Genomic DNA, 15,410 nt, shown 5'->3' on the forward strand with positions numbered 1-15,410 from the left:
ATCCTTTAAATTGCGCTGCAGCATGCGCTAGCCTTTTTCTTGCGCGGACGATGAAGCCGCCAAGCAGGGAGGCGTTCATGACTGTTGAGAGAATTCTAAAGTACAAAGGCGGAGACGTCTTTTCGGTGCGTCCCGACCATACGGTGGCCGAAGCCGCCCAGGTCCTGCACAACCGGCGCATTGGCGCCGCGATGGTGTGTGACGGGCAGGCCTGTGTCGGCGTGTTGTCCGAGCGCGACATCGTCCGTGGCCTGGTCAGCCATGGCGGCAAGGCGCTGACCATGCCGGTCAAGGCGCTGATGTCCAGCCCGGTGGTGACCTGCACCCCCAAGGATCGCGTCAAGGATGTGATGGACGTGATGAACACCCGGCGCATCCGCCACCTGCCAGTGGTGCGCGACGACACCATCATCGGCATGATTTCGATCGGCGACGTGGTCGAGCGTCGGTTGGCGGAAAAACAGTTGGAAGCGGCGGTGCTGCGCGACTTCGCTTTGGCTGCGTCCGCTTAACCTATCTTGCCATCGGCGGCCTCGTCGCGCACAGTTCGTGCGAGGAGGCCGTAAGCCGATGACATTCAAGGGAACCGACACCTACATCGCCACCGACGACCTGATGGTCGCGGTCAACGCCGCGCTGGCGCTGGAGCGCCCCTTGCTGATCAAGGGCGAGCCCGGGACCGGCAAGACCGTCTTGGCCCAGGAAGTCGCCAAGGCGTTGAACCGGCCGCTGATCGCCTGGCACATCAAGTCGACCACCAAGGCCCAGCAGGGTCTTTACGAATATGACGCGGTGGCTCGGCTGCGCGATTCCCAGCTGGGTGACGCCCGGGTCCACGACATCTCCAACTACATCGTGCGCGGCAAGCTGTGGGAAGCCTTCGAGGCCGAGGCCACGCCGATCTTGCTGATCGACGAGATCGACAAGGCCGACATCGAGTTTCCCAACGACCTGCTGCTGGAACTCGACCGCATGGAATTCCATGTCTACGAGACGCAGCAGGTGGTCAAGGCGGCACGGCGGCCTTTGGTCATCATCACCTCGAACAACGAGAAGGAACTGCCCGACGCCTTCCTGCGCCGCTGTTTCTTCCACTACATCCGCTTTCCCGACCGCGAGACCATGGAGCGCATCGTCGGAGTTCACTTCCCCGGCATCAAGGCCAACCTGCTGCACGAGGCGCTGACCATCTTCTTCGAGTTGCGCGACGTGCCGGGCTTGAAGAAGAAGCCGTCGACGTCGGAACTGCTGGACTGGATCAAGCTGCTGGTCGCCGAGGATCTGGCCCCCGAGGATCTGCGCGCCAAGGATGCCAAGACCTTGATCCCGCGCCTGCATGGCGCGTTGCTGAAGAACGAGCAGGATGTCCATCTGTTCGAACGCCTGGCGTTCATGCATCGACGCGGGGGCTAATGTTCCTTGACCTGTTTCTCGAGCTGAAGGCGGCCAAGGTTCCCGTATCCTTGCGGGAATATCTGACGCTGCTGGACGCCTTGGACCGGGGTGTCGCCGGCCATAGCCCGGAAACCTTCTACTATCTGGCCCGCGCCGCGCTGGTGAAGGACGAACGCAATCTCGACAAGTTCGACCAGGTGTTCGGCCGGGTGTTCGACGGCATCGTCGGCGAGGGTGCCCAAGCCGGGGACGGCGTCGCCGCCGAGATTCCCGACGAATGGCTGCGCGCCCTGGCGGAAAAGCTGCTGAGCCCCGAGGAGATGGCCGCCATCAAGGCGGCCGGCGGCTTCGACGAACTGATGGAGATGCTGAAGAAGCGCCTGACCGAGCAGAACGAGCGGCACCAGGGCGGCAGCAAATGGATCGGCACCGGCGGCACCTCGCCGTTCGGGGCGTTCGGCTATAATCCGGCCGGGGTGCGCATCGGCCAGCCGACCAACCGCCACAACCGCGCGGTCAAGGTGTGGGATCGCCGCGACTTCAAGAATCTCGATGACGGGCTGGAACTGGGGACCCGCAATTTCCGCCTGGCCCTTCGGCGCCTGCGCCGCTTCGCCCGCGAAGGGGCGGCCACCGAGCTGGATCTCGACCAGACCATCACCCACACCGCCCGCCAGGCCGGCATGCTGGATGTCCGCTTCCGGCCCGAGCGGCACAACAAGATCAAGGTGCTGCTGCTGCTTGATGTCGGCGGCTCGATGGACGCCCACGTCGCCGCCTGCGAGGAATTGTTCTCGGCGGCCCGGTCCGAGTTCAAGCATCTCGAGCATTACTACTTCCACAATTGCCCTTACGGCCATCTGTGGCGCGACAACGAGCGGCGCTGGGACGAAAGGGTCTCGACCCTGGACGTGCTGCACACCTATCCCCACGACTGGAAGCTGGTGATCGTCGGCGACGCCGCCATGAGCCCGTGGGAAATCACCGTGCCGGGTGCCGCCGTCGAGGAATGGAACGAAGAGCCCGGCCAGGTGTGGCTCGAGCGCGTGCTCGCCAACTGGCCCAATGCGGTGTGGCTGAACCCGGCGGCCGAGCGCATGTGGGGCTGGACCGAATCGACCCAGCTGTTGCAGCGCATGATGGGGGGCAGGATGTATCCGCTGACCCTGGACGGGTTGGACCAGGCGATGCGCGAGTTGAACAAGGGCGCGGCGGCGGGGGGAGGCGGGGCATGGCGGCCTCGGCCCTAGGCAACCTCAAGGACCGCCTGCTGGCGCTGGTGCTGCTGGGGGTGGCCCCGGCGATGATGGGGGTGGCGATCCTGGTGGTGGCGGTGATGGCCCGCGACGCCCGCCATGACATGGCCCAGGCCAACGTCGCCAATCTGGTGCGGATGGTGACCGAACTGCACGATACCGCCCTTGAATCGACGCGAGTGGTGTTGGCGTCGCTGGTCGCCGAAGATGATCTCGACGCCGAACGCTGCTCGGTGCACCTGTCGCGCGTCGTCCGCGAGGGCTATGACATCGAGGGGCTGGTGGTGATTCGGGCCAATGGCTCGGTGCTGTGCGCCGCCGGGCACGGCGGGGATATCGGCTGGATGACCCGACTGCCAGTGGTGTTCTCGGTGCGGCAAAGTGGCCAGCCGGCGGTCGGACCGTATCTTGTCTCGGCCGACAGGGGGTTGTCCCTGCCGATCGCCATGCCGATCGAGGATCAGGGCGGAAAAGGCGGCGCCATCCTGGTCGGCGTGCGCGAATTCCCGTGGTCGAAACGTCCTTTGATCGGCAACGTCCTGCCCGCCAGCGCGCACATGCTGATCCTTGATCAATCGGGCGCGGTGCGTCATGCCCAGGGCGGCAATGCCAGGATCGGCGTGCCGGCGCCGGTCGAGGCCCTGGCCCGCGCGGTGCGGGAAGGCCGCTCGGGTGTGCTTTTTGCCGAGGGCGAGGACGGCCGGGGCCGCATCCTTGCCTTCGACCGGCTCAGTCGGTCCATTCCCGACTTGTTCGTCGCGGTCAGCGTTCCCGAGGACGTGGTGGTCGGTCCGATCCGCGACTTCTTTCTGCTGGTTGTCGGTGCCATGGCTTTGGTCGCCGGAACCATGGTGGTGGTCCTGATGGTGGCTGGCCGCCAATTGGTTTTCGCGCCGACCGCCCGGCTGCTGGCGGTGATCCGCGAGGTCCAGGGCGGCAATCGCCAGGCCCGGGCCGGTTCGGTGCGGGCCTTCGGCGAATTGAACCAGATCGCCCATGCCTTCGACGATCTGCTGGACGAACTCGACCAGCGCGAGGCCCGTTTCCGCGACCTATTCGACCAGTCCCCCGACGCCATCTTGGTGCAAGACCTTTCTGGAAACTTCGTCGATGCCAACACGGCCGCCTGCCGCCTGACCGGCTTCAGTCGCAAGGCCCTGCTGGCGATGGACGTGTTCGCCCTGGTGCCGAGCGCCGACCGCGAGCGCCTTTATCAGACATGGTCGGCGCTGCAGCCCGGGCGTCCGGTCACCGTCACCGGCGAGCTTCGCCGCGAGGATGGCATGCTGCTGCCGACCGAAACCTTCCTGGCCCCGCTGGGCAGCGGCGCGGCCCGGCAGGTGGTGGCGGTGGTGCGCGACGTGTCGGCCCAGGCCCGGTCCCGCCGTGCCCTGGAACGCGCCCGAGACCAGGCCGAGCAAGCCAGCCGCGCCAAAAGCGACTTCCTGGCCAACATGAGCCACGAGTTGCGTACGCCTCTGAACGCGGTGATCGGTTTCGGTGAGACCATGCGGCTGGAAATGTTCGGGCCGCTGGTGCCCAAATACCGCGAATATGCCCAAGACATCGTCGAGTCCGGCACCCACCTGCTGGAACTGATCACCGATATCCTGGATCTGGCCAAGATCGAGGCCGGCCGGATGGACCTGGCCGAGGAGCCGGTCAGCCTGGGCCAGGTAGTCGTCTCCGCCGTCAAGCTGTTGCGGGGCCGGGCCGATGCCGGGGCCGTTACCATGGACGTCCGGTTGCCGGCGACCGAACTGGTGGTGATGGGCGATCCACGCCGTCTGAAGCAGGTCCTGATCAACTTGATCAGCAACGCGGTCAAGTTCACCCCATCCGAGGGCACCGTGACGGTGGCAGTCGGTTTCGACGCCAAGCAGGGAATCGCGCTAACCGTGGCCGACACCGGCATCGGCATGGCGCCCGAGGACATCCCGCGGGCAATGGAACCGTTCGGTCAGGTCGGGCGCAACGTCACCAGCCCGACCGAGGGTACCGGCCTGGGCCTGGCCCTGGTGCGCGGCATCGTCGAGACCCATGGCGGCTCTATCGCCATCGACAGCGAACCGGGGCGCGGCACCACCGTCACCGTCCGCCTGCCAGCGGCGCGGGTGATCGCCAGTTAGAGCATGACCCGGTCAGATCGGAAAGTGCGCCAAGCCTGCGCGGCGCTGAGCGGGCCCGGCACGGGCCGTACAGACAAAGCCTAGAGCCGATTTCGTTCGAACGGAATCGGCTCGACGGCGAAAAACCTTACGACGGCCGCGCTGCCAGCGACCAGCGATTGTCGTCGAAACCCAGATTGTGGTGCAGCACTTCGGCTTGCCAGCCCGACTGGCGCAGCAGCGCCACCAACTCGTCCTTGCCATAGGCGGTCAGCCCGAACCGCCGCCGCAGCAGGCCGTATTCGGAAAAGGTGGTGCGGACCAGACCGAACAGGGCGCCGACCAGAAAGCCGTTGGCGGCGGCGAAGCGCAGCATCGCTGACACGTCCTTGAGCACAGAGCCGTCGGGCGAGATGACGTCGCCCAGGATCAGTCGGCCCCCGGGCGATAGCAGCGGGGCCAGCCGGTGCAGCAGGGCCGGCAGTTCAGCGCGCGGAATATATTGCAGGACCGACACCATCAAGACGATGTCGCAAGTGCCGGGCGCCAAACCGTCCAACTGGCAATCATCCAGCACCTTGATGCGGTCGGACCCGGCATGGCGCCGATTGAGCACCTCGCGGCGGAAGGGGGCAGCGTCATACAGAAGCACGGAACCGCCCTGGGCGGCGATGTCGTTCGCCATCAGCGCGTCGCCGCAGCCGTAATCAAGCAAGGTGAAGTCGTGCGACGGCAGCAACGGCCTGACCCGCGCCAGCAAGGTCCGGTAATGCGCCTCGAGATGGCGGCGATTGACGTAGATGGAATTGTCCTGGTTCCAGAAATCAAGCCAGCCCAAGACGCCCCCCAAATCCCTAAGGAAGTTGAGCAAGACCGTAACAAGAGTCTGGTCTTTCGCGATATAGGTGATTACCGCTAGCTATCTTAAGCGGATGGTTTCATCTATTTCCCGGCCAGGGCCTCGCCCAGGGCTTCCCGCATCTTGACGCCCTCCTCGACCCAGTGGCGGATCGCCGGGTCGGCGCTGTCGGGCCAGCGTTCGGCCAGCCGGTCCAGGGTGGCGAATGTCGCCTCGACCTGGTCCTGGTACAATTGGGCCACCGCCAGCTTGACATGGGCGGCGGCCAGGATGTGCACGATCGCCGCCGGCTCGTCGCCCTGGGCCTGGTCGATGGCGAAGGCGAAGCCGTCGGCGGCCTGGGCGTGCTCGTCGCGCGCGCCCAACAGCTGCGCCGCTTCGTAAGCGGCGACGATACGCAGTTCGCGGAACACCAGGCCGGCATGGCCGCGCACGCGGCTCAGCAGAATGTCCAGCGCCTCTAAGGCCTCGTCTTCCGCCTCGCTGTCGATCAGGGCCATGGCGCGGCCCATCATCGCCCGGCTGACCGCCTCGAAATGGGCGGGGTCCTCGGAATCCTGGAAATGATCGACGATCAGGCTCAGCACCTCCAGCGCGCCGTCGGAAACTCCGGCCCGGCGCAGCGCCAGGCCTTGTTCAAGGGCGTCCAGAATCATCGTCTGGTCGGGGCTGGCGTCGGTCATCTCGGGCTCCATCAGAAAAGGCTTATCCATGAATAGCATGGCTGATCGCTTTCGGCACGAACCTGTTGGCCAGGTTCGGCATGAACCTGTTGACAACACAGGGCAAGTCGGCCTTCCTAGCGTGCCAAAAGCCCAGCCAACCCCTGCGGGACCGTATGGACAACAATCGCGTCATCATCTTTGACACCACGCTGCGCGACGGCGAGCAATCCCCCGGCGCCTCGATGAATCTAGAGGAAAAGGTCAAGATCGCCCTGGTCCTCGAGGAAATGGGCGTCGATGTGATCGAGGCCGGATTTCCGATCGCCTCGAACGGCGATTTCGAGGCGGTCCACGCCGTGGCCAAGGCGGTCAGGAACGCCACCATCGCCGGCCTGGCCCGCGCCACCAAGGGCGACATCTCGCGCTGCGCCGAGGCGGTCAAGGCCGCCCCCCGCCACCGCATCCACACCTTTTTGTCCACCAGCCCGCTGCATATGAAGCACAAGCTGCAGATGGAACCCGAGGCGGTGCTGGAGAAGGTCAAGGAATCGGTGGCCTTCGCCCGCTCGCTGGTGGAAGACGTCGAATGGTCGGCCGAGGACGGCTCGCGCACCGAGCACGATTTCCTGTGCCGCTGCGTCGAGGCGGCCATCGATGCCGGCGCCCGCACCATCAACATTCCCGACACCGTCGGCTATGCGGTGCCCGACGAATACGCCGCCCTGATCGCCATGCTGGTCAACCGGGTTCCCAATATCGACAAGGCCATCTTGTCGGTGCATTGCCACAACGATCTGGGTCTGGCGGTGGCCAACTCGCTGGCGGCGGTCGGTGCCGGCGCCCGCCAGATCGAATGCACCGTCAACGGGCTGGGCGAGCGGGCCGGCAATGCCGCCATGGAAGAGATCGTCATGGCGCTTCGCACGCGCCCCGACCGCATGCCCTTCACCACCGGCATCAAGACCGAGCACATCACCCGGGCCTCGCGCCTGGTCTCGGGCATCACCGGCTTCGTGGTCCAGCCCAACAAGGCGATCGTCGGCAAGAACGCCTTCGCCCATGAATCGGGCATCCATCAGGACGGCATGCTGAAGTGCGCCCAGACCTACGAGATCATGACCCCGGAATCGGTCGGTCTCAACCGCTCGACGCTGGTGATGGGCAAGCATTCCGGCCGCGCCGCCTTCAAGTCGAAGCTGAAGGATCTGGGCTACGAGCTGGGCGACAACGCCATCGAGGACGCCTTTGTCCGCTTCAAGGAACTGGCCGACCGTAAAAAGGACGTGTTCGACGAGGATATCATTGCTTTGGTCGACGAAGCGGTCCATCGTGATAACGACCGCATCCGCCTCAAGTCGCTGGAGGTGCTGTGCGGCACCCGCCACAATCCGCCCAAGGCCGAGCTGGAGCTCGAGATCGACGGCGAGACCCGAAGCGTCAAGGCGGTGGGCGACGGCCCGGTGGATGCGATCTTCAACGCCATCAAGGCCCTTGTCCCGCACGAGACGCGACTGCAACTCTATCAAGTCCATGCCGTCACGCAAGGAACCGACGCCCAGGCCGAGGTGACCGTGCGGCTGGAGGAAGACGGCAAGACCGTGAACGGGCAGGGCGCCGACACCGATACGATGGTGGCGTCGGCCAGGGCTTACGTGAATGCGCTCAACAAACTTTTCGTCAAGCGGCAAAAAACCGCTCCCGATGCGCGCGCGGGCTGATATAAGACGCGCACATCTTGACCGACGTGACGGACATTGAAGGTGAGAAGCCATGTTTTCTAAGCTGACGGGGTGGATGAGCGCCGACATGGCGATCGATCTGGGAACTGCCAACACCCTGGTCTATGTCAAGGGCCGCGGCATCGTCCTGAACGAGCCGTCGGTGGTGGCCATCGCCGAGGAAAAGGGCAAGAAGAAGGTGCTGGCCGTCGGTGACGAAGCCAAGATGATGCTGGGCCGCACGCCGGGCTACATCCAGGCCATCCGCCCGCTCAGGGACGGCGTCATCGCCGATTTCGAAGTCGCGGAAGAGATGATCAAGCACTTCATCCGCAAGGTGCACAATCGCCGTTCGTTCGCCAGCCCGCTGGTGATCGTCTGCGTGCCGTCGGGCTCGACCGCGGTGGAACGCCGCGCCATTCAGGAATCGGCCGAAAGCGCCGGTGCCCGCCGGGTGTTCCTGATCGAGGAACCCATGGCCGCCGCCATCGGTGCCGGCCTGCCAGTGACCGAGCCGACCGGCTCGATGGTCGTCGATATCGGCGGCGGCACCACCGAGGTCGCGGTGCTGTCCCTGGGCGGCATCGTCTATTCGCGCTCGGTGCGCGTCGGCGGCGACAAGATGGACGAGGCGATCATCGCCTATATCCGCCGCAACCATAACCTGCTGATCGGCGAAGGCTCGGCCGAGCGGATCAAGAAGGAAATCGGCTCGGCCTGCCCGCCCGAAGACGGCGAGGGCCGGACCATGGAGATCAAGGGCCGCGACCTGATGAACGGCGTGCCCAAGGAATTGCTGGTGAGCGAGCGCCAGATCGCTGAATCCCTGGCCGAGCCGGTCGGCGCCATCATCGAGGCGGTCAAGGTCGCGCTGGAACACACCGCGCCGGAACTGGCCGCCGACATCGTCGACAAGGGCATCGTGCTCACCGGCGGCGGCGCGCTTCTGTCGAACCTGGATTACGTTCTGCGCCACGCCACCGGCCTGCCGGTGTCGATCGCCGACGACCCGCTGTCCTGTGTCGCCCTGGGCACCGGTCGCGCGCTTGAGGAAATGCCCAAGCTGAAGAACGTGCTGACCAGCATGTACTAGTTTTTCGTGCCCCACATGGTGTAGGTTGGCGCAGATTCAGCCGCCACACCATGGGGAGAGGCGGAACGTGCTCGTTCAAAGGGGATCCGCGTGAAGCAGTCCGGTGCGGTCGGACGCCTGGCGACCTTGCGGCTTTTGGCCCAGCGCTTCGCGTTCGTGTCGCTGATCGTCGCCGCCGTCGCCCTGATGATCCTGGGCAAGGCCGACATCGTGCTGGTCGAGCGCACCCGCAGCCTGGTGGCCGACGCGGTGGCGCCGATCTTGGACGCCATCAGCCGGCCTGCCGCCACCATCAACGAATTCACCGAAAGCGTGCGCGAGCTGGCGTCCCTGCGGGCCGAGAACGCCCGTCTGAAGCAGGAAAACCAGCGGCTTTTGCATTGGCAGATGGTGGCGCGCCGCCTGGATGCCGACAATGCCGTCCTGCATGAACAGCTGAACGTGGTGCCCGGCCCTGATCCCGCCTTCATCACCGCGCGGGTCATCGGCGATCTGGGCTCGGCCTATGGCCATTCGATGCTGCTGGGCGCGGGCGCCCGCGACGGCGTGCGCAAGGGCCAGGCGGTCCTGTCGGGCGAGGTGCTGGTCGGCCACATCGCCGAGGTCGGCGAACGCTCCAGCCGCCTGCTGCTGCTGACCGATCTCAATGCCAAGATTCCGGTGGTGGTGGAAGCGTCGCGCACCCGCGCCATCCTGGCCGGCGACAACAAGGACCGGCCGAAGCTCAGCTATATCGCCGGTGCCGCTTCGGTGTCGGTGGGCGACCGGGTGGTGACCTCGGCGTCTGGCGCCGCCTTCCCGCCGGGTCTGCCGATCGGGGTGGTCGCCTCGACCCATGACGGCATCGCCCGCGTGCAGCCCTTCGTGCGCCGGCACGAGTTGGAATTCGTCGCCATCGTCGATTACGGCCTGGGCGGCGTGTTGCCGTTCGAGCGTCCGCCGATGCCGGAAAAGCGCCGTCGCGGAGGCGACAATTAATGGCCGCGCGCGGAGCCTTCAAGTGAAGCCATCGGTGTGGGTTCAGATGGACGGCTGGGTCCGGCACATCGTGCCGACCGGCGTCACGCTGTTCTTGTTGTTCCTGACCGCCATCCCCACCCATATTCCCGGTCTGGCCGGCATCACCCCGATGCTGCCGATGATGGGGGTCTATTACTGGGCGATCTATCGGCCCGATTTGTTGCCGGCCTGGGCCGCCTTCCTGATCGGCCTGCTGCACGACATCATCGCCGGCACGCCGTTCGGGGTGAACGCCCTGGTGATGGTGCTGGTGCAAGGCGTCTCGGCGTCGCAACGCAAGTTCTTCCTGGGCAAGTCCTTCATGGTGGCGTGGTGGGCGTTCAGCCTGCTGGCCGCCGGGGCGTCGGCGCTGTCCTGGCTGATGACCTCGATCCTGAGCGGGCGGGTGATCGATCCCGGTCCGGCCTTCTTCCAGTATTTCCTGACGCTTGGCTTGTTCCCGCTGCTGACCAGGGTGCTGGCCCGGACCCAGATGGCCTTCCTGAAAGAGGCCTGAGCGGGCGATGTATCACGACAGCGATCGCTCGAAGATGTTCACCCGCCGCGCCGCCATGCTGGCGGGCGGCAAGACCGCGTTGTTCGGCGCCCTGGTGGCGCGGATGTATTACCTGCAGGTGATCGAGGCCGACAAATACGAGATGGCGGCGCGCGACAACCGCATCTCGATGCGCCTGCTGGCGCCGCCGCGTGGGCTGATCCTCGACCGCAACGGCGTGGCCATGGCGGTCAACCAGCACAATTACCAGGTCCGCGTCATCGCCGAGCAGGCGCCGTCGCTGGACTATACCCTGGACGCCCTGTCGCAGATCATCACGCTGACCGACCACGACCGCGCCCGCATCCACAAGGAAGCCAAGCGGCGGCGTTCCTTCGTGCCGATCACCGTGCGCGAGAACCTGTCGTGGGAGGAAGTCGCCCGCATCGAGGTCAACGCCCCCGACCTGCCCGGCGTGTTGATCGAAGTCGGCCAAAGCCGGTTCTATCCGCTGGAAAGCCTGGGCGCCCACATCCTGGGCTATGTCGCCGCGGTGTCCGAGGCCGACCTGACCGGCGACCCGCTCGAGGAACTGCCCGGCTTCAGGATCGGCAAGGCCGGGGTCGAGCGCATCTATGACCTGGCCATGCGCGGGCAGGCCGGGGCCAGCTCGGTCGAGGTCAACGCCGTCGGCCGCGTCATCAACGAGCTTGAGCGCAAGGAAGGCGAGCCCGGCGTCGATCTGGCCCTGACCCTGGACATCCGCCTGCAGGAATATGCCGCCCAGCGCCTGGGCGACGAATCCGCCTCGGTGGTGGTGATGGACATCCATACCGGCGACCTGCTGGTGATGGCCTCGACGCCGTCCTTCGACCCCAACGCCTTCAATCGCGGCCTGACCCACGACGAGTGGAAGGAATTGTCGACCAATCCGCGCTCGCCTTTGCAGAACAAGGCGATTTCCGGAACCTTCGCGCCCGGCTCGACCTTCAAGCTGGTGGTCGCCCTGGCGGCGCTGGAAGCCGGCGTCATCACCCCCGACCAGACCGTCTTGTGCAAGGGTCACATGGAACTGGGGCCGATCAAGTTCCATTGCTGGAAGAAGGGCGGCCATGGCTCGGTCGATCTGCACAATGCCATCAAGGGTTCGTGCGACGTCTATTTCTACGAAATCGCCCGCCGCGCCGGCATCGACAAGATCGCCGAGGTGGCCAATCGCTTCGGCCTGGGCACGACCACCGGCGTCGATCTGCCCAACGAGCGGCCAGGCCTGATGCCCAACCGCGCCTGGAAGCGCAAGTCGCTGAAGCAGCCGTGGCACCCCGGCGAGACCTTGATCAACGGCATCGGCCAGGGCTATTGCCTGACCACCCCGCTGCAATTGGCGGTGATGACCGCGCGGCTGGCCAATGGCGGTTTCCAGGTGGTCCCCCATGTCGCCCGCGACCTGATCGTCGAGAAAAGTGCTTCGGCCCGGCCCGAGCCGACCTGGCCCAGCTGCGGCGTGTCGCAGAAGAATCTGGCCCTGGTCAGGAAGGGCATGTTCGGCGTGTCCAACGAACCGGGCGGCACCGCGTTCCGCGCCCGCATCGAGCAGGACGGCATGTGGCTGTCGGGCAAGACCGGAACGGCCCAGGTCCGCCGCATCACCTTGCGAGAACGCGAGCAGGGCGTGAAGAAGAACGAGGAATTGCCGTGGAAGGAGCGCGACCATGCCTTGTTCGTCGCCTACGCCCCGGAAGAGAAGCCGCGCTATGCCATCGCCGTGGTGGTCGAGCATGGCGGCGGCGGTTCGGCGGTGGCGGCCCCGATCGCGCGTGACATCATGATCGAGGTGCAAAAGCGTGAACGGGCGCGTGCGGCGGCCCCGACGCAAGGCGGTGCCGGATGATGCGGCCAGCACCTCGGCTGTCGTTGCAGCTCAATCGCGCCGAACTGTCGTGGCGCGAGAAGCTGTGGCACATCAACTGGACCCTGATCTCGTTGCTGACCACCATATCCTCGGTGGGCTTCCTGACCCTTTACTCGGCGGCGGGCGGGTCGCTGGAGCCGTGGGCGGTCAAGCAGATGATCCGCTTCGCCATGGGCATCGGCCTGATGGTCGGGGTGGCGGTGATCGACATCCGGGTGTGGATCCGCCACGCCTATGTCTTCTATGCGGTGTCCTTGGTCCTGCTGGTGGCGGTCGAGATCAAGGGCACCATCGGCATGGGGGCGCAGCGCTGGATCGACCTGGGCTTCATCCAGCTGCAACCGTCGGAACTGACCAAGATCGCCCTGATCCTGACGCTGGCTCGCTATTTCCACGGCGCGGCGATGCAAGATATCGGCCGGCCGACCTTCCTGATCATCCCGTTATTGCTGGTGTTCGCCCCGATCGCCCTGGTGCTGAAGCAGCCCGACCTGGGAACGGCGATGATGTTGTTGATGAGTTCGGGCGCCATCTTCTTCATGGCCGGGGTCAGGATGTGGAAGTTCGGCCTGGTCCTGGCCGGCGGCCTGGGCAGCATCCCGGTCGCCTGGCAGTTCCTGCGCGAATATCAGAAGAAGCGGGTGATCATCTTCATGAACCCCGAACAGGACCCGCTGGGCGCCGGCTACCACATCACCCAGTCGAAGATCGCGCTGGGCTCTGGCGGCGTGTTCGGCAAGGGCTATATGAGCGGCACCCAAAGCAAGCTCAACTTCCTGCCGGAAAAGCAGACCGATTTCATCTTCACCATGTTCGCCGAGGAATGGGGGCTGATCGGCGGTCTGGTCCTGTTGTTCCTGTACGGCCTGCTGATCGCTTACGGCTATGCCATCGCGCTTCGCTGCCGCAGCCAGTTCGGGCGTCTGGTGGCGCTGGGCATCACCACCACCTTCTTCCTGTACGTCTTCATCAACACCGCCATGGTGATGGGGCTGGTTCCGGTGGTCGGCGTGCCGTTGCCGATGATCAGTTATGGCGGCACCGCCATGCTGTCCCTGCTGTTCGGCTGGGGCCTGGTGATGAGCGCCTATATCCATCGAGACACCCCGATCGGACGGCGCGGCGCTCTGGACGATTAGGGGCGGGGACAGGCTATACTGTGCGCACGCGCGGATTTTCGGAGAAGGACGAATGGAGGAGACCAAGACGGTCCGGGTGGTGGTCGAAGGCCGGGTCCAGGGCGTGTGGTATCGCGGCTGGACGGTCCAGGAAGCCAACGCCCATGGACTGGACGGTTGGGTGCGCAATCTGTCGGACGGCCGTGTCGAGGCGATCTTCCACGGCCCGGCCGATCGCGTCGATCGCATGATTCAGGCCTGCCGGGCCGGCCCGCCCTCGGCATCGGTTTCGCGCGTGCTGGCCGAGCCGTGGTCGGAACATCCCGGCCATGGCTTTCATCAGCGGCCGACGGCGTGAGATTGCGCCGTCCCCGCAGCCACCGGATGCCAGGAAAATCTTGTTTCACGGGGGGCGTAAATTCCCTTTGCAGGGGCGAACGGTTGGCGCTATAAGGACGCCTCCAAGGCGGACGGAGTGTAGCTCAGCCTGGTAGAGCACTGTCTTCGGGAGGCAGGGGCCGGAGGTTCGAATCCTCTCACTCCGACCATCCCCAAACCGTAGGAACTCTGCGGTTTGGGGATGGCACCAATCTCAGGTTCGGGACCAGAGATTGAATTTGCGGGACAATTGAGGGACACTGAGCCGTTAGGCACTGTCCCGGAGTGTCCCCCAGTGGCGACCATCACCAAACGCTTCAATCGCGACGGCGAACTGATCGGCTGGCAGGCGAAGATTCGCCGGCACGGCTTCCCCTCTCAATCCAAGACCTTCGATCGCAAAGCTGACGCCGATGCCTGGGCAAGAAGCCTTGAGGGCGAGATGGATCGTGGCGCCTTCATCGATCGCCGTCCGGCGGAGCAGATGACGTTGGCCGATGCCATCCGGCATTACCTCGATGCCGTGGCTCCAACACACAAGGGAGGCGACGTTGAAGCGGCCCGCCTGGGACGTTTCCTACGCGAGGAGCCAGACCTGTGTCGCTATGCCCTATCGAACCTGCGCACCCACCACCTTGAGGACTACCGTGATCGCCGTCTCGAAGCCGTGGCGCCGGGCAGCCTCTGCCGGGAGATCAACCTGCTGCATGCGGTATTGGAATCGGTTCGCCGTCGGGTCGGGTTGGTCGATAACCCCGTTTCCCACGTCCGCCGCCCAAAGGTGAACGACGAGCGCGATGTCCGCCTCGCACTCGACGAAGAGGCGCAGCTTCTCTTTGCCCTGGATGCCACAAGGAACCCCTGGATCAAGCCCTTCGTGATCGTAGCCCTGGAAACCGCCATGCGGCGTGGTGAATTGCTATCGCTTCGCTGGGAGCATGTGGACCTGGTCAAGCGTACCGCCCATCTGCCGGAAACCAAGAACGGCAAGGGACGCACCGTGCCCCTCAGCAGCCGCGCTGTGACGACCTTGGGGGAACTTCCCCGGTCAATCGGCGGACCGGTATTTCCGGTGTCATTAGACTCGCTTAAGCACGCCTGGACCCGTGCCCGCAATCGCGCCGGCCTCCATCACTTCCATCTCCACGACCTGCGCCACGAGGCCACCAGCCGCTTAGCCGAGCGCGGCTGGAACATTCTCGAACTGGCGGCTGTGACAGGCCATCAGGATTTGCAGATGCTGAAGCGGTACACCAACCTGCGGGCGGCAGATTTGGCGAAGAAAATGGGGTAGTAGAGGTGCGAGCGGGATGCAGCCCCGGGATGCAACAGCGCTGCATGCCTTGTCTGCTTTGCGCCCATCCCAGTCATTCCTTGGTTGGCGACAGTTCCCGAAAAGCGGACATAGCATTC

The 15,410-nt window shown here is 65.1% G+C and carries 14 protein-coding genes and 1 tRNA gene; 13 read left to right on the forward strand and 2 right to left on the reverse strand.

Features of this window, described 5'->3' with window-relative positions; all coding sequences use genetic code 11:
- Window positions 1–77 precede the first annotated feature (77 nt).
- The 4 genes from A6A05_RS07590 to A6A05_RS07605 are packed head-to-tail and all read left to right on the forward strand — an operon-like array spanning window position 78 to window position 4,780.
- Window positions 78–512 carry a CBS domain-containing protein gene (locus A6A05_RS07590; RefSeq protein ID WP_068499106.1) on the forward strand — a complete coding sequence of 145 codons (435 nt, stop codon included), beginning with the start codon at window positions 78–80 and terminating at the stop codon, window positions 510–512.
- Window positions 513–570: 58 nt separating this feature from the next.
- Window positions 571–1,413: an AAA family ATPase gene (locus A6A05_RS07595; protein WP_068499050.1), complete on the forward strand. Its 843-nt coding sequence runs from the start codon at window positions 571–573 to the stop codon at window positions 1,411–1,413.
- On the forward strand, window positions 1,413–2,645 hold the full coding sequence (locus A6A05_RS07600) for a vWA domain-containing protein (RefSeq protein WP_068499052.1): 1,233 nt from the start codon (window positions 1,413–1,415) through the stop codon (window positions 2,643–2,645). The genes A6A05_RS07595 and A6A05_RS07600 overlap by 1 nt, the downstream gene beginning before the upstream one ends.
- Window positions 2,627–4,780, forward strand: a complete 2,154-nt coding sequence (locus A6A05_RS07605; protein WP_068499054.1) for an ATP-binding protein — start codon at window positions 2,627–2,629, stop codon at window positions 4,778–4,780. Before A6A05_RS07600 ends, A6A05_RS07605 begins: the two co-directional genes overlap by 19 nt.
- 127 nt (window positions 4,781–4,907) lie before the next feature.
- Here the strand turns inward: A6A05_RS07605 and A6A05_RS07610 are convergent, their stop codons facing one another.
- Both A6A05_RS07610 and A6A05_RS07615 read right to left on the reverse strand, forming a co-directional pair.
- Window positions 4,908–5,597, reverse strand: a complete 690-nt coding sequence (locus tag A6A05_RS07610) for a methyltransferase domain-containing protein (protein WP_068499056.1) — start codon at window positions 5,595–5,597, stop codon at window positions 4,908–4,910.
- A gap of 104 nt (window positions 5,598–5,701) precedes the next feature.
- On the reverse strand, window positions 5,702–6,301 hold the full coding sequence (locus tag A6A05_RS07615; RefSeq protein WP_156520948.1) for a tetratricopeptide repeat protein: 600 nt from the start codon (window positions 6,299–6,301) through the stop codon (window positions 5,702–5,704).
- Between the two features lie 155 nt (window positions 6,302–6,456).
- Between A6A05_RS07615 and A6A05_RS07620 the strand changes: the two genes are divergently transcribed.
- From A6A05_RS07620 to A6A05_RS07660, 9 genes are all read left to right on the forward strand, one after another.
- Window positions 6,457–8,001, forward strand: coding sequence for a 2-isopropylmalate synthase (locus tag A6A05_RS07620; RefSeq protein WP_068499060.1), 1,545 nt, complete (start codon window positions 6,457–6,459; stop codon window positions 7,999–8,001).
- Between the two features lie 52 nt (window positions 8,002–8,053).
- Entirely contained in the window at window positions 8,054–9,094 is a 1,041-nt protein-coding gene (locus A6A05_RS07625) for a rod shape-determining protein (RefSeq protein WP_068499063.1), read from the forward strand.
- A gap of 90 nt (window positions 9,095–9,184) precedes the next feature.
- Entirely contained in the window at window positions 9,185–10,072 is an 888-nt protein-coding gene (gene mreC, locus A6A05_RS07630) for a rod shape-determining protein MreC (protein ID WP_068499065.1), read from the forward strand.
- 22 nt (window positions 10,073–10,094) lie between these two features.
- A complete protein-coding gene (gene mreD, locus A6A05_RS07635) occupies window positions 10,095–10,610 on the forward strand; it encodes a rod shape-determining protein MreD (protein ID WP_068499070.1) in 516 nt (171 codons plus the stop codon).
- 7 nt (window positions 10,611–10,617) lie between these two features.
- A complete protein-coding gene (gene mrdA, locus A6A05_RS07640; RefSeq protein WP_068499072.1) occupies window positions 10,618–12,480 on the forward strand; it encodes a penicillin-binding protein 2 in 1,863 nt (620 codons plus the stop codon).
- Entirely contained in the window at window positions 12,477–13,640 is a 1,164-nt protein-coding gene (gene rodA / locus A6A05_RS07645; RefSeq protein WP_068499074.1) for a rod shape-determining protein RodA, read from the forward strand. The genes mrdA and rodA overlap by 4 nt, the downstream gene beginning before the upstream one ends.
- A gap of 52 nt (window positions 13,641–13,692) precedes the next feature.
- Complete coding sequence (locus A6A05_RS07650; protein WP_068499076.1) at window positions 13,693–13,977, forward strand: acylphosphatase; 285 nt, start codon at window positions 13,693–13,695, stop codon at window positions 13,975–13,977.
- Window positions 13,978–14,090: 113 nt separating this feature from the next.
- A tRNA-Pro gene (locus A6A05_RS07655) sits at window positions 14,091–14,167 on the forward strand.
- 125 nt (window positions 14,168–14,292) lie between these two features.
- Complete coding sequence (locus tag A6A05_RS07660; RefSeq protein ID WP_068499108.1) at window positions 14,293–15,291, forward strand: integrase; 999 nt, start codon at window positions 14,293–14,295, stop codon at window positions 15,289–15,291.
- Window positions 15,292–15,410: the final 119 nt, after the last annotated feature.

It is taken from the genome of Magnetospirillum moscoviense (assembly GCF_001650635.1).
Classification (GTDB): domain Bacteria; phylum Pseudomonadota; class Alphaproteobacteria; order Rhodospirillales; family Magnetospirillaceae; genus Magnetospirillum; species Magnetospirillum moscoviense.

Coding starts and splice junctions, on each gene's coding strand:
- rodA (WP_068499074.1), top strand. CDS start 12,477: ATGATGCGGCCAGCACCTCGGCTGTCGTTGCAGCTCAATCGCGCCGAA.
- A6A05_RS07625 (WP_068499063.1), top strand. CDS start 8,054: ATGTTTTCTAAGCTGACGGGGTGGATGAGCGCCGACATGGCGATCGAT.
- A6A05_RS07600 (WP_068499052.1), top strand. CDS start 1,413: ATGTTCCTTGACCTGTTTCTCGAGCTGAAGGCGGCCAAGGTTCCCGTA.
- A6A05_RS07615 (WP_156520948.1), bottom strand. CDS start 6,301: ATGACCGACGCCAGCCCCGACCAGACGATGATTCTGGACGCCCTTGAA.
- A6A05_RS07595 (WP_068499050.1), top strand. CDS start 571: ATGACATTCAAGGGAACCGACACCTACATCGCCACCGACGACCTGATG.
- A6A05_RS07605 (WP_068499054.1), top strand. CDS start 2,627: ATGGCGGCCTCGGCCCTAGGCAACCTCAAGGACCGCCTGCTGGCGCTG.
- mrdA (WP_068499072.1), top strand. CDS start 10,618: ATGTATCACGACAGCGATCGCTCGAAGATGTTCACCCGCCGCGCCGCC.
- A6A05_RS07620 (WP_068499060.1), top strand. CDS start 6,457: ATGGACAACAATCGCGTCATCATCTTTGACACCACGCTGCGCGACGGC.
- A6A05_RS07590 (WP_068499106.1), top strand. CDS start 78: ATGACTGTTGAGAGAATTCTAAAGTACAAAGGCGGAGACGTCTTTTCG.
- A6A05_RS07650 (WP_068499076.1), top strand. CDS start 13,693: ATGGAGGAGACCAAGACGGTCCGGGTGGTGGTCGAAGGCCGGGTCCAG.